The sequence below is a fragment of the Burkholderia puraquae genome, assembly GCF_002099195.1.
GTDB classification, from domain to species: Bacteria; Pseudomonadota; Gammaproteobacteria; order Burkholderiales; family Burkholderiaceae; genus Burkholderia; species Burkholderia puraquae.
Genome location: NZ_NBYX01000023.1, coordinates 32,709 through 51,784 on the forward strand (window position 1 = coordinate 32,709; position 19,076 = coordinate 51,784).

The window sequence follows — 19,076 nt, forward strand, 5'->3', positions numbered from 1 at the left end:
CCGGCCGTCGCGACCGCGTGTGGCGATACTACCCCGACGGCGCCGCTTCGTGACGCCCCCCTGGCACTATCGTCAGGGTGTTGCCTGTTCGACGATCATGTCGTACAGCGCACGGGCGGCCGGCGACAGTTGCGCGCTCTTGCGCGTGACGAGCACGAGCGTGCGCGACACGGCCGGCTCGACGAGCTCGATCGTGCGGATCATCGGATACGCGTTCTTCTGGAGGGCGAGCTTCGGTACCACGGCTGCACCGAGCCCTTCGGCGACGAGCCCGAGCGCCGTCGAGCTGCGCTGTACCTCGTAGAACGAATGCAGCGACACGCCGCTCGTCTTCAGCGCACCGTCGAGCAGCCCGCGATTGCCGCTCACTTCGCCGGCGAAGATCAGCGGATGCGGCTGCAGTGCCGCCCAGCGAATGCGCCGCCGCTTCGCGAGCGGATGATCGTCGCGGCACACCAGCACGTACGGATCGCTCGTCAGCGGCAGGTTGACCAGTTCGGGATGCTGGTCGCCGGCGATGCCGATGCCGAACTCGGCCTCGCGATGCAGCACGGCCTGCAGTACCGACGCCGAGGCGTGATCGAGGATCTTCACGCGATCGTGCGGCCGGTGCGCGGAGAACGCGCGCAGGATGCGGGGCAGGTATTGCACGCCGACCGTCGGCACGCACGCGATCGTGACGTCGCCGCGCTGGCTCAGGCCGGTTTCGCGAATTTCGGTGAGCGCGTCGGACAGCTCGTTCAGCAGCCGGCGCGCTTGCGGCAGGAAGCGCCGGCCGATTTCGGTGAGCGTGGTGCGGCGCGTGGTGCGCTCGACGAGCGCGACGCCGAGAAAGGTTTCGAGCTTGCGCAGCCGCTGCGTAATGGCCGTCTGCGTGACGTGCAGCGTTTCCGCCGCCTGCCGGAAGCTGCCGCCGTCGGCAATTGCGACGAAGGCCTGGACACCGAGCGTATCGATTTTCATCAGAGATTTGAATCAATCACGATATTAAATTCATTTTACTGAACTCCGTGACGATCGCAGAATGCGTTGCATCGACGGCCGGCGGCATCCCGCGCGCGCAGAGCGCGAGGCCGTCCACGCCGACCAGGAGAAACGACATGACGACCCCACTCGATCGATACGCCGCCCAGTACGTGCAATTCGAGGACGAGCGCACGCGGCCGATCCGCGATCTGCTGGCCGCCGTGCCGAACACACCGATCCATACCGCGATCGACATCGGCTGCGGGCCCGGCAATTCGACGGAGGCGCTGATCGCGCGTGCGCCGGATGCAACGGTCCACGGGATCGATGCGTCGGCGGACATGATCGACGCCGCGCGCAAGCGCCTGCCGGACCTGCGTTTCGATGTCGTGGATATTTCCGCATGGGACGATCCCGGCGGCTATGACCTGATTCTTGCGAACGCGGTGCTGCAATGGGTGCCCGCGCACGACACGCTGTTTCCGGCACTCGTCGGCCGGCTCGCGCCGGGCGGGCATCTTGCCGTGCAGATGCCCGACAACCTCGACGAGCCCGCGCACCGGCTGATGCGCGAGGTCGCGGCGGCCGGGCCGTGGGCGGGCAAGCTGAAGGGGGCGGCGCGCACCGAGCGGTTCGACGCGCGTGACTACCACGCGCTGCTGTCGCCGCTGTGCTCGCGCGTGGACGTATGGCGCACGACTTACTACCACCCGTTGCGCGGCGGTGCCGACGCAGTTGTGGAATGGTTCAAGGGCAGCGCGCTGCGGCCCTTCCTCGCGGCGCTCGACGACGGCGAGCGCGCGGCGTTTCTCGCGCGGTATCGCGATGCGCTCGCGGGCCCGGACGGCTATCCGGCGCTCGACGACGGCAGCGTGCTGCTGCCGTTTCCGCGCCTGTTCATCGTGGCGACGCGGAGGTGATGCCGCGATGACGTGATGACGCGGCAATGACGTGCGGGCGGTGCGTCAGCGCACCGGCTGCATCGATTCCGGGTCGACCGTGCGGATCCGTGCGGTCTGCCCGTCGCGCAGGTCCTTGTACCAGAACAGCGCCACCTCACCGTCGTTCTCGTCGTCCGCATACAGCAGGCGATCGTGTCCGCCCAGCACGAAACCCGAGCGGGCATACGTGCTGCACGCAGCGACATTGTTCGACTGCGTTTCCAGCCGCATGAAGCCGAACCCGTGGCTGCGCGCCCAGGATTCGGCGGCCGCCAGCAGCAACTGCCCGATGCCTTGCCGCCGGCAGTGGCGGTCGACGGCCAGCTCCGCGATCTCGGCCATCCCGTTCCAGCTCTGGCCGATTGCCGCGAACCCGGCGAGCCGGCCGCCGGCCGTCGCGCGAAAGAGCGCCGTCTTGCCGGTCGCTTCGTCCGCCCAGCCTGCCGGATCGAAGCCGTAGTGCTTGCGGCGCGCCGGCAGCGCGCGGAGATCGAGCAAGTCCTGATACGGCGCGTTCAATTCCCAGGCGATGTCGAACGAGAAGTCGCATCGGTCCAGTTCGTCGGCGGGCAGCCCGCTCGCCTGTTCGATGCTGATGTGCTCGGTTCGGTCCATGTGTCGGTGTCCTGTCTTCTGCGGGATGGCGTGGTGGTGTCCGTGATGCGATCGACGGCGTCGTGATGCGCGCCGCATCGCGCTTGTTCTTGCTTCGATTTTCTGCGCCCGCACAATTCGCCGCGCACGAGACCGGCACGGACTGGCGGCTTCCATGGCGGTGGAGCGCGGGCAAGCGATGAACCGGATGGCGACGCAAACGTGTGCGGGGTTCGCGCGCCGCCTGCGGTGCTCGTTCAATCGCCTGATTATGCTGGATTTCGGCGTTGGCCCGTGCCGGCTCGTTGCGATGCTGGCCGCCGTGCGTCGTGTATCCGATCCGGGAGACCGTCGGCCGCCTGTGGATGACAGACGACAGGAACCCGAATAATTGCTTACTGGTATGTGACCACTCGATATATTCAGGAAAACATATTGAGGGTCGTGGCATCGTCAGGTGCCACGTCGTTCATCTGCGCCTCGAAATCCAGATCGCGTACCCGACGCGGCCGTTCGGCGCGTTCTACGGGAAGCTGCCCGTACAGCGCGTGGCGCGCGGCTGGAAAAACGTTCGGGTGCAACGTGGCACGTCGCGCCCGAATGCGTGTCGGCCCCGTGCGGGCGGCCGACACGGTCCGGCCATGCCGTCAGAGGTTGATCGTGACGGGGCCCGCGAGCGGCGTATAGCCGTCGTCGAACAGATACCACGCGTCGTACTGCCCCGATGCCAGCGTGCTGCTGGCCGTGGACGAGAACAGCAGCGAGCCGGTGCTCTTCGGCAGGTACGCCCACGACTTGTAGCTGCCCTTGGTCGGCTGTGCGCCATGCGCAAAGATGCCTACCCAGTTCTTCGGGCTGTGGCTCCACGGCGGCGCGACGTAGTCGAACCGCAACGTGCCGAACGTCGAACCTTGCGACGCGAGCGACGCAACGAACTTCTTGCCGGTATTGCCGATCGCCGAATCCGTGAACAGCACGCCGGATTGCGCCTGCACGCAGCCGGCCACCCGGCGCAGGAAGTTCGGATCGTTCGCGTCGCGGATGCTTGCGTCGTACCAGCCGCCGTCGCCGTACCACGTGACGGCTTGCGTCGCGCCGGCCGCGACGGTGACCGACTGCCTCGTGTTCATCCCGTAGGCGTTGTCGGTGAGCTGGAACGTCGTCGCGCCGGCCCCTGCGGAGTTGTCGAGCGTGATCTGCACGTTGCCGTTCGCTACGTCGTAGCACAGGCTGATTTCGGCGGTCGAGCCCGTGTTGCCGGACGAGCCGATGCTGCCGCGGAACGTCTGCAGGAAGCCGTTCGGGCCGTAGACCGAATAGTCATAGCTGCCGCCGGCATTCAGCGCGAGCGAATCCGACAGGTTCGCGCACGGGCTCGCGCCGGCCGCGATCGTGTAATGCCGGGGGATCGTGCTCGTGCCGTCGACCCACGCCTGCAGGTGGACGCCCGCGGTACCGGTGTTGGTCATCGTCAGCGACAGTGCGCGGCCGGTGCGGTTGACCTTGCCCTGCACGAAGAACTCGTAGGGCAGTCGGCAGGCGATGCTGCGGCCGGCGGCCTGCGCCGGCACCGCGGTGGTGGTCGGGTAGGGGATCAGGACGGCCGGGCCGTTCGGGTTCATGTTGCTCGCCGGCGGCTGGATCGCGGGCACCGTCTGGTCGGCGTTCGAGAAATCGAAGGCCGACGTCAGGTCGCCGCACACCGTGCGTCGCCACGGCGTGATGTTGGTTTCCTGCAGCCCGAAGCGTGCTTCCAGGAAGCGGATCACCGATGTGTGATCGAAGACCTGCGAGTTGACCTTGCCGCCCTTCGACCACGGCGAGATCACGAACATCGGCACGCGCGGGCCGAGCCCGATCGGCACGTCGCCGCTAGCCGAGCCGTCCGATGCGGCGCCGCTGCCGGCGACGAATTCGGCGGCCGTCGAGACCGTCGACCGGCCGGTGCCGGCGGACGCGCTCGGCGGGACGGCCGGCGGCACGTGATCGAACAGGCCGTCGTTCTCGTCATACATGACGAGCAGCACCGTGCTGGCCCACACCGCGGGATTCGACGTCAGCGCATCGAGGACGTTGCTCACGTACCATTCGCCGCCGCTCGCGGCCCACGACGGATGTTCGCAGTAGGCGTAGGGGGCGGCGATCCACGACACCTGCGGCAGCGTGCCGTTCGCGACGTCGGCCCGCAGCTGGCTGAAGAGGTTCGTGTCGTATTCCTTGCCGCCGCCGGCCGGATCGATCTGCGTGCCGTTGAGCGCCGGCGCGAGCGGATCGCTTGCGCCGAGGTTCTGGTATTGCTTGAAGTTCAGGATGACGTTGTCGCCGTAATTGCCGTTCCACCAGAGATCGCTCTTGGAGCCGTTGTATTCGCCGTAGCCATGGCCGGCATCCAGGCCGTTGCCCTTGTCCTGATAGAACTTCCACGTGACGCCGGCCGTGTTCAGGCGCTCCGGCATCGTGGTCCAGCCGGTGCCCGTCATCGTGTTCGTCGTGTACGGCGAATAGCCGGTGACGTTGCCGCAGCACCCGGTCCACAGATACAAGCGGTTCGGGTCCGTCGGGCCGAGCATCGAGCAGTGGTACGCGTCGCACACCGTGAACGCACTCGCCAGTGCGTAGTAGAACGGAATGTCGTTCTGCGTGAAGTAGTACATCGTGCCGCTGGTCTTCGCACCGGCCCAGTTGTCGTAGCGGCCGCTGTTCCATGCACTGTGCGTGCCGCTCCAGCTGTGGTCGAGGTCGCCGTAGTAGGTGTCGCCGTTCGCCGTGCCGAAGGGCGGGGACGGGTTGAACGGGAACACGTAGGACGTCAGCCAGGGCTGGCGCCACACCGGATACCCGCTCGAAATCACGACCGGCCGCGGATCGCCGAAGCCGCGTGCGCCGCCCAATGTGCCGAGGTAGTGGTCGAACGAGCGGTTTTCCTGCATCAGGATGACGACGTGCTTCACGTCCTGGATCGTGCCGGTGACGGTGGCCGCCGGAATGGCCTGGGCGCGCGCGATGCTGTCGGGCAGCATGCCCGTGATCGCGGTGGCACCGGCGAGCTTCAGCGCGTCGGCGAGGAACTGGCGTCGTGTCGTGGGTTTGTTTTGCATGATCGCTCTCTGTCGTGGATGGCTGGCCTGGGGCCTGCGTCGGTCAGTGGCACGCGCTCGCGCAGTGCAGGACGGGCGTGGATGCCGAACCCGGTGCGGCCGCGCGTGCGGCCGCCACGTTGGCCGCGGTGCCCGAGTCGCCGTCGCCGCAAGCGGCCAGCGTGCACAGGAGTGCGATCATGAAAATGCCGCGCCAGTGCGGAAAGCGGCTTTCCGGCCGGCTCGGCATGTCGACATGCTTCCGATCCGATTCGAATCGGATTACTGAATGATCGAGACTGTTGCTGCATGCTCCGTATTTCATTTCCCCTCCAGACATGAAAATGGACAGCAGAGAATATCGCCCGAATCAGAACAACTTCATGACAGGCCAGCCACGCGTGCCTGCAAGGTGTGAAAGACGCGAATCGGGATTGGTTGCGACCGGATGCGTGACGTAGTCGAGCAGCGGCACGTCGTTGATCGAGTCGCTGTAGAAGTAGGTGCGCTCGAAATCCGACGGCGCATGGCCGAGCGACGCGAGCCACGCGGTCGTGCGCACGATCTTGCCTTCGCGGAAACTCGGCACGCCGATGCTGCGGCCGGTGAACTGCCCGGCCGGCGTGCCGTCGTCGGTATCGAGCTCGATGCCGAGCAGGTGCTCGATACCGAATTCGGCCGCGATCGGCCGTGTGACGAACACGTTGGTTGCGGTGACGATGCAGCAGAGATCGCCGTTCTCGCGATGCCGGTCGACCAGCTCGCGCGCCTGCGGCGTGATCGCCGGCCGGATCACCTCGTCCATGAACTGCGCATGCCAGCTTTCGAGCTGCGCCCGCGAGTAGCGGGTGAGCGGCGCGAGCGTCACGGCGAGATAGGCGTCCATGTCGAGCGTGCCCGCCGCATAGTGGCCGTAGTGCTCGTCGATCAGCGCCACATGCGCGTCGTCTTCCCGCCAGCCGACCCGCGTGATGAAGCGGCTCCAGGCCTGGTCGCTGTCGAGCGGCAGCAGCGTGTGGTCGAGGTCGAACAGCGCGAGATTCTTGTACATGGGTGGTTCCTTGTCCTGCATGTTTACGCGCCGATGAGCTTCTCGATCGCGTCCTTCGCGTTCTTGCCGTCGATGGTCGTGACGCCGTCGAGCCACTTCGACAGCACGCCGGGGTTTTTCTTCGCCCATTCCTTTGCCACCGTGACCGGATCGGCGTGATTCATGATCGGCACCATCAGCTGGTTCTCTTCGTCGGTCGTGAATTTCAGGTTGGTCAGCAGCCGGCCGACGTTCGGGCAGCGTTCGAGGTAGCCGGGCGTGACGAGCGTGTAGACCTTCGCCGAGCCGTAGTTCGGGCCGAACACGGTATCGCCGCCGTCGAGATAGGCGATCTTGTAGTTGATGTTCATCGGATGCGGCTCCCATGCGAGGAATACGATCATCCGGTGCTCCTGCACGGCACGCGTGACCTGGACGAGCATCCCGGCCTCGCTCGATTCGACCAGCTTGAAGCCGCCGAGCCCGAACTCGTTCCTGTCGATCATCCGCTGGATCAGTGCGTTGCCGTTGTTGCCGGCGCCGATCCCGTAGATCTTGCCGTCGAGCTGGTCGCGGAACTTCGCAATATCGGCAAAGTGCTTGAGCCCCTTGTCCGACGCGTATTGCGGCACGGCCAGCGTGTAGCGCGCGCCGACCAGGTTGGGCTGCGGCAGCTGGTGGACGGCGCCGGCGTCCACGAACGGCTTCACCGTCGGCGTCATGCTCGGATCCCAGTAGCCGAGGAACGCGTCGATCTGCGCCTTCTTCACGCCGGCCAGCACGATCGGCGGCGACGCGATCGTCTTGGTCGCCTCGTAACCGAGCCCGTCGAGCAGCATCATCGCAACGCCGGTGGTGGCCGCGATGTCGCTCCAGCCGACATCGCCGAGCGTCACCTTTTTACACACGTCGCCTTCCGACGCGTGAGCGGGCGCCGTTGCCAGCGCCGCCAGCAGTGTTGCGGCCAGCATCCATGCCTTCTTCATCATGTTGGTCTCCTAAGCAAGTGTTCCGGATCGTGCTGCCTGAATGGTATGACGATTGATCGTGCTGATCGGATGAAACAAACGAACTTTGGGTCTGGCGCTGCAGTTTTTCGTACCGTATATTAGAACGCACAAAATCGCAAGATCGCACAAAAATACAACCTGCCCGTTGCCGCGCACGGCGGCTGGCAGACGAAGGCAGGAAGCGTCGGGCGGCCCGCACGGGCCGCGCTTCATCAACCGGAAAGGCAAAGCAAGGAGGCGTCGCATGATCAGTCAACTGGAAATCGTTTCCCGCCTGTTGCTGGCGGCACTGCTCGGCAGCATCGTCGGCATCGAGCGCGAGCGCCTGTCCTGGGCGGCCGGGTTGCGTACCCACATGCTGGTGGCCGTGGGCGCCGCGCTCGTGATGGTCGTGTCGGCGTTCGGGTTCGCGGATATCCAGAACGCGAAGAACGTGTCGCTGGACCCGTCGCGCGTCGCCGCGCAGGTCGTGTCGGGCATCGGCTTCCTCGGCGCCGGCTCGATCATGCTGCGCGGCGAGATCATTCGCGGCCTGACGACCGCGGCGAGCCTGTGGGTGGTGGCGGCGGTCGGGTTGGCCGTGGGCGGCGGCATGTACGTGGCCGCGATCGCCGCGACGGCGATCGTGCTCGCGATCCTGGCCGGCCTGAAGCCGATCGAGAAGCGCTTCTTCACCGCGCGGCAGCGCTGGGGCGTGCGCATCCTCGCGAGCCGCGGCGCCGTGAAGCTGACGTCGCTGCAGGCGATGCCCGGCATCGACCAGGCGCGCATCGTCCAGTTCATCATCGAGCAGGACGATGCCGCGCCGGACGACGACCGCATCCACGTGGTGTTTTCGAAGATGACGAGCGGCGAGTTCCAGGCGGTCCGTCAATCCCTGCAGACCCTCGTCGGCATCAAAAAGATGGAGGAGAGCGCTGCGTAGTTCGCCGTTCGCATAACATTGACGTTCACTCCGAGGACATTCCATGTGGCAAGAAGAGCGATACCAGAGGATCCGGCTTCTGTTATCGAAGATGCAGCGCGTTTCCACCGACCGGATCATGGCCGACCTGAACGTGTCGCGGGAAACCGTGCGTCGCGATCTCGTCGACCTCGAAGCGCTCGGTGAACTGAAACGCGTACACGGCGGCGCGGTGCAGGTGGGCGACGAAGCGCCGATCGCCGAGCGCGCGCAGACGCACGTGAAGGCGAAGCTGGCGATCGCCCGCGCGGCGGCCAGGCTGGTCACGGGCTCGCAGACGCTGTTCATCGACGCGGGCACGACCACGACGCTGCTGGCCGAGGAGCTGGCGAAGCTGTCGGGCCTGACGATCGTCACGAACTCGATCGACGTCGCACTGAAGATGCGGTCGAGCGACCCGGGGCAGACGAAGAACGAGACGATCCTGCTCGGCGGGATGATCGGCAGCCGTGCGGCCGCGACCGTCGGCGACGGAACGGTCGCCGAGATCTTCCGCTATCGCGCCGATCTCGCGTTGCTGTCGCCGGTGGGCGTCGATGCCGTCCGTGGCGCGACCAACTACGACCGGATGGAAACCGAAGTGGCGCGCGCGATGGTGAGCAACGCGGCGGACGTCGCGATCCTGGCCGATTTCAGCAAGCTCGGCACGAACAGCCGGATCAGCTTCTGCGAGCCGGCGCGGATCGGCGCGCTGGTGACGGACTCGAAGGCGGAATCGGTCGACAGCTACAAGAGCCTCAAGAAAGTCATCAAGCACATCGTGCTGTCGTAGTGCCGGGCGGCGCGGGGCACGATCGGCGGCCGTTATGCCGCCCGCCGGCCGGGCTTTTCCCGGCGTAATATATCCGCTGATACAACGCAGGCACGCCTGGCGGCGGGCCGTCATGGAGGCGGGTGATGGAGATGGCAGGGGCGGCGGCGCTTTCGGCGCATCAGGCGGCGGCGGGCTCGATCGCGCTGACGGGTGCATTCGTGCGGCCGATGACGGTCACGCTCGACGACCTGCGCCGGCACGCGAGCGCGACGGCCGAGCCGTTCGACCTGCGGTGCTTCACGACGAATCGTTTCATCCGCTCGGTCGCGCCGTATCGCGGCGCACGGCTGACGGATCTGCTCGACGCGGCCGGGCTGCGCAACGACGCGCCGGGCGACTTCAAGCGCATGGTGTTCATCGCGCACGCGCATGACGGCTATGCGGTCACGTTTTCCTGGCACGAGCTGTTCAACACGCCTGTCGGCGAACACGCGATCCTCGCGTTCGAATGCGGCGACGTGCCGCTGTCGATCGACGACGGCGCGCCGCTGCTGTTCTCGGGCGCTGACCACCTGCCCGCGCCGCGCCATGTGAAGCGGCTGGCCGGCATCGTCGCGCGCGTGCTCGAGGTCTGAGCCGGCCCGCGGGCGGCCGGCGGGCGTCGCACCGGCCATCGTGTATGCTTGCCCGCATCGTTCAAAGGGCAGGTCAACATGAAGACACCGGCACACCCCAAGCCTGAGGTGCGGTTCAGGATGCGGATCCAGCAGGCCGACACGATCGCGCTCGGCCCGGGCAAGGTCGCGCTGCTCGAAGCCGTGCGCGAGCACGGTTCGATTTCGGCGGCGGCGCGCAGCCTGAAGATGTCGTACCGGCGTGCGTGGTTGCTGATGGACGAGCTGAACCGCTCGCTGAAATCGCCGGCGACGGTGTCCGAGCATGGCGGGCAGAGCGGCGGCGGCAGCGTGCTCACGCCGGTCGGCGAGGAGATCATCCGCCTCTATCGCGGGATCGAGGCGCGTGCTTATGCGGCTTGCGCGGACGAAATCGCCGCGCTCACGAAAATGGTGCGGCGCTGAAGAGTGAGTTTGCCTCGGGCCCGTTCACGCTAACGACGGGCTTTCACTGGCCCTCGGAGGGGCCGCGCGCAACGCGTGCGGCGAAGCGAATCAGGCCCTAGCCGTGCCGCAGGCAGACGCGCGGCGTGTCGCCCGTCGCGTTATCCGGCGCCGTGACGTCGAGCGCTTGCGCGCCGAGCCGCCCGATCAGTTCGACGAAGCTGGCGACGCTCGCCGTCCGCAACGGGTAGTACGCGATGCGGTGGCGTTCGCAGATGCGCTTGAGCAGGTTCATCGAATCGTGGTCGATACAGTCGACCGGGAACACGACCATGTGCGCGCCGGGTAGCGCCGCCGCCAGCAGGCCCTTGCGATCCTCGATGCCGCCGTCGTGCAGCGTCACCTCGCCGCCTGCCGTTTCGACGATCCGCTTGATTGCACGGTTCGAGCCGGGGCGCCCGCCGACGTACACCAGACGCGTGCCCTGAAGGATCGACAGCGGATCGGCCGCGCGATCGGCTGGATCGTCCGCCGACGCCTGCACCGCCTGTTCGATCGCGCTCGCTTCGGCGCGCAGCGTCTTCACCATCGCCATCAGGTCGTCGAGCCGCGCGCGCATCGCGCGGGCGCTCGCCTGTTCCGCGGCGATCCGCTGCTCGGCTGCCTCGCGGCGGCTCGTGTGCAGCGCGAGCCGTTCGTCGCGCGCGGCCAGGGCTTCGCGCAGCTCGTGCACTTCATCGCGCAAGACGCTTTCCGCCGCCGGCGGCTGCGCGTTCTGGCGCGCGGCGAGGGCATCCCGCTCCTGCCGCGCCGCGTCGCGCTGCGTGCTCGTTTCTTGCAGGCGAGCCTGCTGCCGGTCGAGCTTCGCGTGCAGCGCCGCATTGTCTTCTTCCAGCGCAACGAGCCGCCGGATATCGGCGCGATTGGCCGCGCCGACCAGGTGCGACAGCATGTGCAGTTCGCCGAACGCGGCCTGGCGCACGCGCATCGTCGTGCGCGGATGCGTCATCAGCGCCCAGTACGCGGGCGGAATGTCGCCGCTTTTCAGTGCCTCCTTCCACCGTGCGAGGAGTTCGTCCGCATCCTTCGCGCCGTCGAACGCGCGGATCGCGCCGGCGTAGCGCTCGTCAAGCGCCTTGTGCAAGGCCTTGGCGCCGGCCGTGCCGTCGATCGCAAGCGCGACGGCCGCGTGATGGATCTCGAGGTCGGTCGCGTGCTGGCGGTCGAGGTCGGTGAACTTCGGCACCAGCCTGCGCAGTTCGTGCGTGGTCAGGCAGGTGCCGATGATCGAGCAGTGCAGGTTCGCATCGAGCTCGGACAGGTGCGTGCGGCGTTTCAGCTCGGTCAGTTGCGCGCGCGACGGCGCGCAGCATGCATCGACCCGCGTGCCGGCTGCCGCGGGCAGGTTGCCGCCGGGCGGCGAGAGATCCGCCGTGCGGGAAAGGCGAAAGGGCGGAACGTGCATGTTGACCTCTGTCCGGCGCGGTCGGCCGGAGACGGATGCGCGAAAGATTTGCGAAATATACCACGGAATATAACGCGCGAAATTCCCGGGGGAATCGCGGGGTAACGCGGCGTGGCGCGGTCAGCTGCGCACGGTTGAATGGTCGGTGAGCGGCCGACCGGTCAGTCGATGTCGCGCGCGGCCGTCCCGAACGCGACCCTGACGCCAAGGCTCACGCTGTCGGGCACGCGGACGCGTGTGGTGGCTGCGCACATCCGGCCAACGTGCGTGAACGAGCCTAATGCTGCCGCGTGACTGCCGCCGGCAGTGCGGCGGCCCGGGCGCCGGCCGTCTCGTTCACGGTCGTCCGGCCACCGTCCCGAAAGAACGCCTGCTCGGCGGCATTGTTCATCACCAGGATGCTGATGCGGCGGTTGGTCGGCTCGTCCGCCACGTTCTTGTCGAGCGGCAGGACATCCGCGAGCCCGCGCACCTGGAGCAGCTTCTCTTCCCGCAACCCGCCCGCGACCAGCGCACGCCGCGCGGCGTTCGCGCGATCGCTGGAGAGCTCCCAGTTCGAATAGCCCGTGGAGCCGTCGGGATACGGCGTCGAATCGGTATGCCCCGCGATCGACACACGGTTTTCGACATCGTCGAGTGCGGTGCCGATCTGGGTGAGGATCGCGGTGGCATAGCCTTCGGGTTGCGAACTGCCCGACGCGAACATCGGGCGCTTGAGCGAATCGACGATCTCGATGCGCAAGCCCTCGTGGGTGATCGCGATCCGGATCTGGTCCTGGTACGCGCGCAACGACGGGCTTTGTGCAATCACCGCGGTCAGCTTCGCTTTCAGGCGTTCGAGCTTTTGCGTATCGACGGCGCTGGCGAGTGCCGCGGGCGAACTGGCCGGCGCCGGTTGCGCTTTCGTGTCGATCGCCGGCGCCGGATCCGTCATGTCGCGGCCGCCCCCCTCCACGACGCTCGGACGCGGCGCCTGCCCGTCCTTCCCGCCTGAGAGGAGCGTCGACAGCGGCGTGTTGAAGTAGTCCTCGATCCCCTGCTTGTCGTACTTGGAAACCGAGCCGAGCAGCCACATCAGCAGGAAGAACGCCATCATCGCCGTGACGAAATCCGCGTAGGCGATTTTCCAGGCGCCGCCGTGGTGGGCGTCGTGATCCTCGCCTTTCCTGCGGCGCACGACGACGATCGCGGCCTGTTTCGACGAGTTGGAGCGACTGTCGGCCATGGCGCCTCCGTTACGCGGCCTTGGGCGACTTCGTCGCGCGCACGGCCTCGTCGAGTTCCTTGAAGCTCGGGCGATCGGCCGTGAACAGCACCTTGCGGCCGAATTCCACCGCCACCGCCGGCGCATAGCCGCTCATCGACGCGAGCAGCACGGCCTTCACGCACTGGAACGGCTTGGCCGCCGCGCGGCCCTTTGCATTGAGCAGATCCGCGAGCGGGCCGACGAAGCCATACGCGAGCAGGATGCCGAGGAAGGTGCCGACGAGCGCGCCGGCGATCATCTTGCCGAGCACGGCGGGCGGTGCGCCGACCGAGCCCATCGTATGCACGACACCCATCACCGCGGCGACGATGCCGAACGCGGGCAGGCCGTCGGCCATCTTCTGGATCGCATTGGCCGCGACCGACGCCTCCGCATGGTGCGTATGCAGTTCCTCATCCATCAGGTCCTGCATCTCCAGCACGTTCACGTTCCCGCTCGACATCATCCGCAAATAGTCGACGATGAAATCGAGCAGGTGATGGTCTTCGAGCACATGCGAATACTTCTGGAACAGCGGACTTTGCTCGGGCGCATCGACGTCGGCCTCGAGTGCCATCATGCCGTCCCTGCGCGCCTTCTGCAGCAGCTCGTAAAGCAGCGCGATCAGCTCGACGTATTGCTGCTTCGTATAGCCGCCGCCCTTGAAACAGGTCGGCAGGCTCTTGAGCGTTTTCTTCAGCGTCGTGACCGGATTGCTGACGACGAACGCACCCAGCGCGGCGCCGAAAATGCACAGCAGCTCGAACGGTTGCAGCAAGGCCGGCACATGGCCGCCCACGCCGATAAAACTGCCGATCACCGACCCGATCACGACGATCCACCCGATGGCTACAAACATGATTCCCTCGTCCGCGATTTGCGCTGCTGCATCCGTTGTCGAAAAGCGAGCGGGACGCATGGCGATCCCGCTCCGTGCCCGCGACGGCGCCGGGTCGCTGCGTGTCGGATGCGAACCGGGCGGTCGTCCCGATTCGCTGCAAAGCGGCGCCAATCGGCGGGTGTTGATGCAATAACGGCGATTGTCCGGACGACTGAACCCGTGATTCCACGGATCACGCGTGATTCGCGCGTGGCACACGTTTGCGAACGCCGATATGCGCGATTTTGTTGATCGAGGTCAAAAAGTGCGCGGCCATCGCGAGCCTGCCGGTATGGATGCGAGCCGGAAACAGCGTGGGGCGTGACGCAACCCTCCCCCCAAATAGCGGTTCACCGCGGGATTCCGGGGGAACGCAGTGCAACGTGCATCGTCGGCCGACAGGGTTTTCATCAGGACATCCGGCGCGTCGCACGATCCATCATGACGAAACCACTGTCGCAGCCAACCGCAGGAGGGCGCACCGTGACGTCCGATCCCACTCCCTCGACCGCCTTCGTGTTCGCCGGCGGCGGCAGTCTTGGCGCGATCGAGGTCGGCATGCTCCGCGAGCTGGTCGCGAGCGGCGAACGGCCCGATTGCGTCATCGGCGCGTCGGCGGGCGCGATCAATGCCGCCTATTTTGCCGGCCGGCCGGACGCGGACGGCATCGCGATGCTCGCCGCGCTGTGGTGCAGAATCCGCCGCCAGGACGTCATGCCGTTCTCGATGCGCAGCGTCATCGCGATGGTGCTGCGCAACCGGCCGCATCTGGTCGAGGCCGATGCGCTGCGCCTGCTGCTGGAACAGAACCTGCCGTACCGGCGGATCGAGCAGGCCGCGTTGCCGCTCCACATCGTTGCGACCGACGTGCTGAACGGTCAGGAAGTCGTGCTGTCCGCCGGATCGGTCGTGGATGCGGTGCAGGCCAGCGCGGCGATTCCGGGCGTGTTTCCGTCGGTCAGCATCGGCGGCGTGGAACTCGTCGACGGCGGCGTCGCGAACAATACGCCGATCTCTGTTGCGATCGCGCTCGGCGTCAAGCGGATCGTCGTGCTGCCGGCCGGGTTCGCCTGTGCGTTGCGCGTACCGCCGCGCAGCGCGATCGCGCATGCGACGCACGCACTGACGCTCGTGATCGCGCGGCAACTGGTGCGCGATCTGGAGCTGTACGCGGCACGCGCGCAAATCCATGTCGTGCCGCCGCTTTGTCCGCTCGAAGTCTCGTCATACGATTACTCGCAGTGCGCGCAACTGATCGACAAGGCCGCGGCACGCACGCGCGCGTGGATCGCTGCGGGCGGGCTCGCGGAGTGCGCGATTCCTGGCCAGCTGCGCGAGCACGATCACGCGGCGGCGCTGTCGCATTGAGGGTTGCTCACGCGCCGTGCCAACGCATGACCGCCAAACGCCATCGGCGGGCTGCCGGGGAAATCGGCGAAGCATCAGAAAAAATGCGGCACCGCGCCACGAGGCACGGTGTCGCGAACGGCCCGAACGGCCGCCCTGGTCAATCGATCGCGCGCATCGCGTGACGCAGTTCCTGATAGCTGCGCAGCCCGGCGACGCCGAGTTCGCGGCCGATCCCGCTGAGCCCGAAGCCGCCCCAGCACACGTGCGGGTAGATGAGCTGCGGCGCATTGATCCACACGAGCCCCGCGCGCACGCGCTGCTGGAACTGCTTCGCGATATCCGCATCGCGCGTCACGACGGTCGCGACGAGCCCGTAGCGCGTGTCGTTCGCGAGCGCGATCGCTTCGTCGTCGGTGCGGAACGATTTCACGCACGCGACGGGGCCGAACACTTCGTCGGTCCACAGCGGGTTGTCGGCCGCCGGCTCGGCGATCACGACGGGCGCCATGAAGAAGCCGTCGCCGCCGGCATCCGTCACCCGGCCGCTGAATGCGACGCGTGCGCCCGCATCGATGCCGTGCTGGAGCATCGCCTCGACGCGCGTACGCTGCGCGGCCGAGATCAGCGGCCCCATCGCGACCTGCTCCGCAGCGGGCGGTGCGACGACGAGCGCGCGCACGGCCGTCTCGAACGCGGCCATGAAGCTGCGGTACACGCTGTCGTGCACGAGGATGCGCGCGGTGGCCGAGCACATCTGGCCCGCGTTCGTGAACGCGCCCGCGACCGCGAGCGACACCGCGACGTCGAGATCGGCGTCGTCGCGCACGATCAGCGACGACTTGCCGCCGAGTTCGAGCGTCACGCGCTTCATGTCGACGGCGGCGGCCTGCATGACCTTGCGGCCGGCCGCCGTGCTGCCGGTAAACGAGATCTTGTCGATCAGCGGATGCGCGGTCAGCGCCGCGCCGACCTCGGCGCCGCCGTTCACGACGTTGACGACACCGGCCGGCACACCGGCTTCGGCGACGATGTCGAGCAGCGCATGCTCGGCCGGCGACGTGAGTTCGGACGGCTTCAGCACGACCGCGCAGCCGGCCGCGAGCGCGGGCGCGAGCTTCCACGCGGTCGTGACCATCGGGAAGTTCCACGGCATGACCAGCGCCGCGACGCCGACGGCGTCGTAAAAGCGCTCGGCGGTGACGGCATCGCTCGGCAGCGCGACCGGCTCGGCCGCGAACAGCGCCGGGTCTTCGCACAGCGTTGCGTAGTACGCGAACGTCGCGGCGACGTCGCCGACATCGGCCTCGGCCTCGAACGGCGGCTTGCCGCTCACCTGCATCTGCAGCGCCGCAAGGCGATCGTGCGACGCCTCGACGCGCGCGGCGATCGTGGCGAGAATCCGGCCGCGTTCGGCGGGCGGCGTGTCGCGCCAGCCGGCGAACGCATCGCGCGCGGCGCGCACCGCGGCGTCGACGTGCGCGGGCGTCGCGAATTCCTGCCAGCCGATCGCCGCGCCGGTCGATGCGTCGAAGATCGGCGCACCGGGCGCGTCGGCATGCGTGCGCACGGGCTGGCCGGCGATGTGCGCCGCGGGCAGCACGAACGTGGCGGTGGAACGGGAAAGCGCGTTGGTGGACATGGGGGGCATCCTGTCGGTCGGGTTAGCGGTAGGCGACGCCCGGCATCACGCAGAGCATCTCGAACGCGAGGTTCGCGCCGGTGAGCGCGGTGGTGCCGGTCGGATCGTACGGCGGCGCGACTTCGACGAGGTCCGCGCCGACGATATTCAGGCCCTTCATCCCGCGCACGATCTCGAGGCCCTGCTGCACGGTGAGGCCGCCGATCTCCGGCGTGCCGGTGCCGGGCGCGAACGACGGATCGAGGCCGTCGATGTCGAAGCTCAGATAGACCGGCGTGCCGCCGACGCGTTCGCGCACCTGCGCCATCAGCGGCGCGAGCGACTTGTTCCAGCAGGCTTCCGCCTGCACCACGGTGAAGCCCTGCTGGCGGCACCAGTCGAAATCGTCCGCGTGGTAGCCGGTGCCGCGCAGGCCGATCTGCGTGACCTTGTCGCATTGCAGCAGGCCGTCTTCCACCGCGCGGCGGAACGGCGTGCCGTGCGCGATCTTCTCGCCGAACATCGTGTCGTTCACGTCCGCGTGCGCATCGACGTGCACGACCGCGACCTTGCCGTACTTTTTATGCAGCGCGCGCAGGATCGGCCACGCGATCGTGTGGTCGCCGCCGAGCGTGATCGGCCGGCAGCCGTTCGCGACGATCTCGTCGTACGCCTCCTCGATGCGGCGCACCGAGTCTTTCAGGTCGTACGGGTTGGTCGCGACGTCGCCGATGTCGGCCACCTGCAGCGAATCGAACGGCGCCGCGCGCGTGGCCATGTTGTACGGGCGCAGCAGCACGGATTCGGTACGGATCTGGCGCGGGCCGAAGCGCGAGCCCGAGCGGTTCGACGTGCCGAGGTCGAGCGGCACGCCGACGAAGCACACGTCGAGGCCGTCGGTCGTCTCGGCTTGCGGCAGCCGCATCATCGTGGCGATGCCGCCAAAGCGCGGCATCTCGTTGCCGCCCATCGGTTGATTCAGTTCGCGGGGCATGGGCCGTCTCCTTTTTCTCAGGTAAAGCGATCGGCCGATGGTAGAGGAGAACACTCGCGCGAAGATTTTGAAGTCGCAACGTTTACATCGACGGGCGTCGATGCGAGTGGCGCCGCCGCATCGACGCGGCGCAACCGAACGCGGCCGCGCGGCGAGGCCGGGCCGCGTCAGCGCGGGATGGCCGGCGGCGCGGCGCCGTCGTGAGATCCGGCGGAAGGAAACGCGGCCGTTGCCGAACCCCACGCGGCGAGTTCGCGCTTCGTGCGCACGCCGAGCTTCGCGAACGCGCGCTTCACGTACGACTCGGCCGACGCGACGCGCACGCCGAGGATCCCGGCCGTCTCGGGCACGGTCTTGCCGGAGAGCAGGTGCTTGCAGGTTTCGTATTCGCGCTTCGACAGCTTCACGCCGTCGGCCGCGATCCGCGCATCGAACTGCGCGAGCGGATGGACTTCGGGCGTCGGGTGCGCGACGCGCCGCACCGCCGTGGTCGACGCATGCAGTTCGAGCAGCGGGAACAGCACGTCGCTGATGCTGCGAAAGCGGTTCATCTCGGCGAGCGTGAACGGCGGCCGGTCGCGGCCGCGCTCCAGCGCGATCGAATGCTGCGAATAGCGCGTGCCGCGTGCGAGCACGCATTCGTGCCCGATACGCACGTCGTCGAACAGCCGCTGGCGGAATTCGCCGGGCGGGATCGCCGCGATGTCGCGCACGACGAGCATCGTGCCCGTCTTGCCGCGCAGCCCCGCGAACAGCGGGTCGCTGTCGAGAAAGCGCTCGTAGTAGAGCGTCATCACGTCGGAGATTTCGGTGGATTCGGTATCGATGCCGCTGCTGCCGATCCATTCGCATCGGTAGCCGGTGGGCATCGAGCCGTCGACGCGCGAGCGTTCGACGTGCGCGACGTCGAGCGGCACCACTTCGTTGAGCAGTTGCGTGAGGCGCGGCACGAAGTGCGGCGTGCCGACCGTCTCGATCAGCTCGCCCAGCGCCTTGAACGACACGTTGAAGCGGTCGTTGTCGCGGTGGAAGGGGTTCACGTTGAGCAGCATGCGGTTCCCCGGGTGAAAGGCGGCGCGATTGTAGCGTCGGCAACGAAAAACGTCATTAGGGGGAAACACCGTCGGTT

The 19,076-nt window shown here is 67.3% G+C and carries 19 protein-coding genes; 6 read left to right on the top strand and 13 right to left on the bottom strand.

The window, feature by feature from the left end; genetic code table 11:
• Window positions 1-72: 72 nt before the first annotated feature.
• Together B7G54_RS31165 and B7G54_RS40040 are read right to left on the bottom strand one after the other, a co-directional pair.
• A complete protein-coding gene (locus B7G54_RS31165) occupies window positions 73-963 on the bottom strand; it encodes a LysR family transcriptional regulator (RefSeq protein ID WP_085042596.1) in 891 nt (296 codons plus the stop codon).
• 16 nt (window positions 964-979) lie between these two features.
• Window positions 980-1,102 (bottom strand): hypothetical protein, encoded by a 123-nt coding sequence (locus B7G54_RS40040; protein WP_279628097.1) that lies wholly within the window; start codon window positions 1,100-1,102, stop codon window positions 980-982.
• On the opposite strand from B7G54_RS40040, the gene tam reads away from it, so the two are divergent.
• Window positions 1,101-1,886, top strand: coding sequence for a trans-aconitate 2-methyltransferase (gene tam / locus B7G54_RS31170; RefSeq protein ID WP_085042599.1), 786 nt, complete (start codon window positions 1,101-1,103; stop codon window positions 1,884-1,886). The genes B7G54_RS40040 and tam overlap by 2 nt on opposite strands.
• Window positions 1,887-1,931: 45 nt before the next feature.
• Here the strand turns inward: tam and B7G54_RS31175 are convergent, their stop codons facing one another.
• From B7G54_RS31175 to B7G54_RS31195, 5 genes are all read right to left on the bottom strand, one after another.
• Window positions 1,932-2,522: a GNAT family N-acetyltransferase gene (locus B7G54_RS31175; RefSeq protein WP_085042601.1), complete on the bottom strand. Its 591-nt coding sequence runs from the start codon at window positions 2,520-2,522 to the stop codon at window positions 1,932-1,934.
• A gap of 626 nt (window positions 2,523-3,148) precedes the next feature.
• A complete protein-coding gene (locus tag B7G54_RS31180; protein WP_085042603.1) occupies window positions 3,149-5,599 on the bottom strand; it encodes a phosphocholine-specific phospholipase C in 2,451 nt (816 codons plus the stop codon).
• A gap of 43 nt (window positions 5,600-5,642) precedes the next feature.
• Complete coding sequence (locus B7G54_RS39850; protein ID WP_226127085.1) at window positions 5,643-5,780, bottom strand: hypothetical protein; 138 nt, start codon at window positions 5,778-5,780, stop codon at window positions 5,643-5,645.
• 168 nt (window positions 5,781-5,948) lie between these two features.
• Entirely contained in the window at window positions 5,949-6,629 is a 681-nt protein-coding gene (locus tag B7G54_RS31190) for an HAD family hydrolase (protein ID WP_085042688.1), read from the bottom strand.
• 23 nt (window positions 6,630-6,652) lie between these two features.
• Complete coding sequence (locus B7G54_RS31195; RefSeq protein WP_085042607.1) at window positions 6,653-7,597, bottom strand: choline ABC transporter substrate-binding protein; 945 nt, start codon at window positions 7,595-7,597, stop codon at window positions 6,653-6,655.
• Window positions 7,598-7,862: 265 nt separating this feature from the next.
• Here B7G54_RS31195 and B7G54_RS31200 point away from each other — a divergent pair, with 265 nt between their 5' ends.
• The 4 genes from B7G54_RS31200 (at window position 7,863) to B7G54_RS31215 (ending at window position 10,415) form a co-directional block, all read left to right on the top strand.
• Window positions 7,863-8,543 (top strand): MgtC/SapB family protein, encoded by a 681-nt coding sequence (locus tag B7G54_RS31200; RefSeq protein ID WP_085042608.1) that lies wholly within the window; start codon window positions 7,863-7,865, stop codon window positions 8,541-8,543.
• Window positions 8,544-8,586: 43 nt separating this feature from the next.
• Window positions 8,587-9,354 carry a DeoR/GlpR family DNA-binding transcription regulator gene (locus B7G54_RS31205; protein ID WP_085042610.1) on the top strand — a complete coding sequence of 256 codons (768 nt, stop codon included), beginning with the start codon at window positions 8,587-8,589 and terminating at the stop codon, window positions 9,352-9,354.
• A gap of 125 nt (window positions 9,355-9,479) precedes the next feature.
• Complete coding sequence (locus tag B7G54_RS31210) at window positions 9,480-9,971, top strand: molybdopterin-dependent oxidoreductase (RefSeq protein WP_085042612.1); 492 nt, start codon at window positions 9,480-9,482, stop codon at window positions 9,969-9,971.
• Window positions 9,972-10,049: 78 nt separating this feature from the next.
• Window positions 10,050-10,415 (top strand): winged helix-turn-helix domain-containing protein, encoded by a 366-nt coding sequence (locus B7G54_RS31215; protein WP_230950191.1) that lies wholly within the window; start codon window positions 10,050-10,052, stop codon window positions 10,413-10,415.
• 97 nt (window positions 10,416-10,512) lie between these two features.
• On the opposite strand, the gene B7G54_RS31220 is transcribed toward B7G54_RS31215, so the two are convergent.
• The 3 genes from B7G54_RS31220 to motA all read right to left on the bottom strand — a co-directional run bounded on the left by B7G54_RS31220 (window position 10,513) and on the right by motA (window position 13,964).
• Window positions 10,513-11,859 (bottom strand): DUF2325 domain-containing protein, encoded by a 1,347-nt coding sequence (locus tag B7G54_RS31220; RefSeq protein ID WP_085042614.1) that lies wholly within the window; start codon window positions 11,857-11,859, stop codon window positions 10,513-10,515.
• 277 nt (window positions 11,860-12,136) lie between these two features.
• Complete coding sequence (gene motB / locus B7G54_RS31225) at window positions 12,137-13,084, bottom strand: flagellar motor protein MotB (protein WP_085042615.1); 948 nt, start codon at window positions 13,082-13,084, stop codon at window positions 12,137-12,139.
• Window positions 13,085-13,094: 10 nt separating this feature from the next.
• Window positions 13,095-13,964: a flagellar motor stator protein MotA gene (gene motA, locus B7G54_RS31230; protein WP_085042617.1), complete on the bottom strand. Its 870-nt coding sequence runs from the start codon at window positions 13,962-13,964 to the stop codon at window positions 13,095-13,097.
• Window positions 13,965-14,426: 462 nt separating this feature from the next.
• Between motA and B7G54_RS31235 the strand changes: the two genes are divergently transcribed.
• Window positions 14,427-15,353 (top strand): patatin-like phospholipase family protein, encoded by a 927-nt coding sequence (locus B7G54_RS31235; RefSeq protein ID WP_425266529.1) that lies wholly within the window; start codon window positions 14,427-14,429, stop codon window positions 15,351-15,353.
• A gap of 139 nt (window positions 15,354-15,492) precedes the next feature.
• On the opposite strand, the gene B7G54_RS31240 is transcribed toward B7G54_RS31235, so the two are convergent.
• The 3 genes from B7G54_RS31240 to B7G54_RS31250 all read right to left on the bottom strand — a co-directional run bounded on the left by B7G54_RS31240 (window position 15,493) and on the right by B7G54_RS31250 (window position 18,999).
• Complete coding sequence (locus B7G54_RS31240) at window positions 15,493-16,974, bottom strand: aldehyde dehydrogenase family protein (protein WP_085042619.1); 1,482 nt, start codon at window positions 16,972-16,974, stop codon at window positions 15,493-15,495.
• Between the two features lie 22 nt (window positions 16,975-16,996).
• The gene (gene speB / locus B7G54_RS31245) at window positions 16,997-17,947 is read right to left on the bottom strand and encodes an agmatinase (protein WP_085042621.1); all 951 of its coding nucleotides are present in this window, start codon (window positions 17,945-17,947) and stop codon (window positions 16,997-16,999) included.
• Between the two features lie 167 nt (window positions 17,948-18,114).
• Complete coding sequence (locus B7G54_RS31250) at window positions 18,115-18,999, bottom strand: helix-turn-helix transcriptional regulator (RefSeq protein ID WP_085042623.1); 885 nt, start codon at window positions 18,997-18,999, stop codon at window positions 18,115-18,117.
• Window positions 19,000-19,076 lie beyond the last annotated feature (77 nt).

Excerpts from the sequence above, each read along its gene's own strand:
- B7G54_RS31165 (WP_085042596.1), bottom strand. The coding sequence starts at position 963 with ATGAAAATCGATACGCTCGGTGTCCAGGCCTTCGTCGCAATTGCCGAC.
- tam (WP_085042599.1), top strand. The coding sequence starts at position 1,101 with ATGACGACCCCACTCGATCGATACGCCGCCCAGTACGTGCAATTCGAG.
- B7G54_RS40040 (WP_279628097.1), bottom strand. The coding sequence starts at position 1,102 with ATGTCGTTTCTCCTGGTCGGCGTGGACGGCCTCGCGCTCTGCGCGCGC.
- motA (WP_085042617.1), bottom strand. The coding sequence starts at position 13,964 with ATGTTTGTAGCCATCGGGTGGATCGTCGTGATCGGGTCGGTGATCGGC.
- B7G54_RS31250 (WP_085042623.1), bottom strand. The coding sequence starts at position 18,999 with ATGCTGCTCAACGTGAACCCCTTCCACCGCGACAACGACCGCTTCAAC.
- B7G54_RS31205 (WP_085042610.1), top strand. The coding sequence starts at position 8,587 with ATGTGGCAAGAAGAGCGATACCAGAGGATCCGGCTTCTGTTATCGAAG.
- B7G54_RS31235 (WP_425266529.1), top strand. The coding sequence starts at position 14,427 with ATGACGAAACCACTGTCGCAGCCAACCGCAGGAGGGCGCACCGTGACG.
- B7G54_RS31195 (WP_085042607.1), bottom strand. The coding sequence starts at position 7,597 with ATGATGAAGAAGGCATGGATGCTGGCCGCAACACTGCTGGCGGCGCTG.
- speB (WP_085042621.1), bottom strand. The coding sequence starts at position 17,947 with ATGCCCCGCGAACTGAATCAACCGATGGGCGGCAACGAGATGCCGCGC.
- B7G54_RS31210 (WP_085042612.1), top strand. The coding sequence starts at position 9,480 with ATGGAGATGGCAGGGGCGGCGGCGCTTTCGGCGCATCAGGCGGCGGCG.
- B7G54_RS31220 (WP_085042614.1), bottom strand. The coding sequence starts at position 11,859 with ATGCACGTTCCGCCCTTTCGCCTTTCCCGCACGGCGGATCTCTCGCCG.
- motB (WP_085042615.1), bottom strand. The coding sequence starts at position 13,084 with ATGGCCGACAGTCGCTCCAACTCGTCGAAACAGGCCGCGATCGTCGTC.
- B7G54_RS31180 (WP_085042603.1), bottom strand. The coding sequence starts at position 5,599 with ATGCAAAACAAACCCACGACACGACGCCAGTTCCTCGCCGACGCGCTG.
- B7G54_RS31240 (WP_085042619.1), bottom strand. The coding sequence starts at position 16,974 with ATGTCCACCAACGCGCTTTCCCGTTCCACCGCCACGTTCGTGCTGCCC.
- B7G54_RS31175 (WP_085042601.1), bottom strand. The coding sequence starts at position 2,522 with ATGGACCGAACCGAGCACATCAGCATCGAACAGGCGAGCGGGCTGCCC.
- B7G54_RS31190 (WP_085042688.1), bottom strand. The coding sequence starts at position 6,629 with ATGTACAAGAATCTCGCGCTGTTCGACCTCGACCACACGCTGCTGCCG.
- B7G54_RS31215 (WP_230950191.1), top strand. The coding sequence starts at position 10,050 with ATGAAGACACCGGCACACCCCAAGCCTGAGGTGCGGTTCAGGATGCGG.
- B7G54_RS31200 (WP_085042608.1), top strand. The coding sequence starts at position 7,863 with ATGATCAGTCAACTGGAAATCGTTTCCCGCCTGTTGCTGGCGGCACTG.
- B7G54_RS39850 (WP_226127085.1), bottom strand. The coding sequence starts at position 5,780 with ATGATCGCACTCCTGTGCACGCTGGCCGCTTGCGGCGACGGCGACTCG.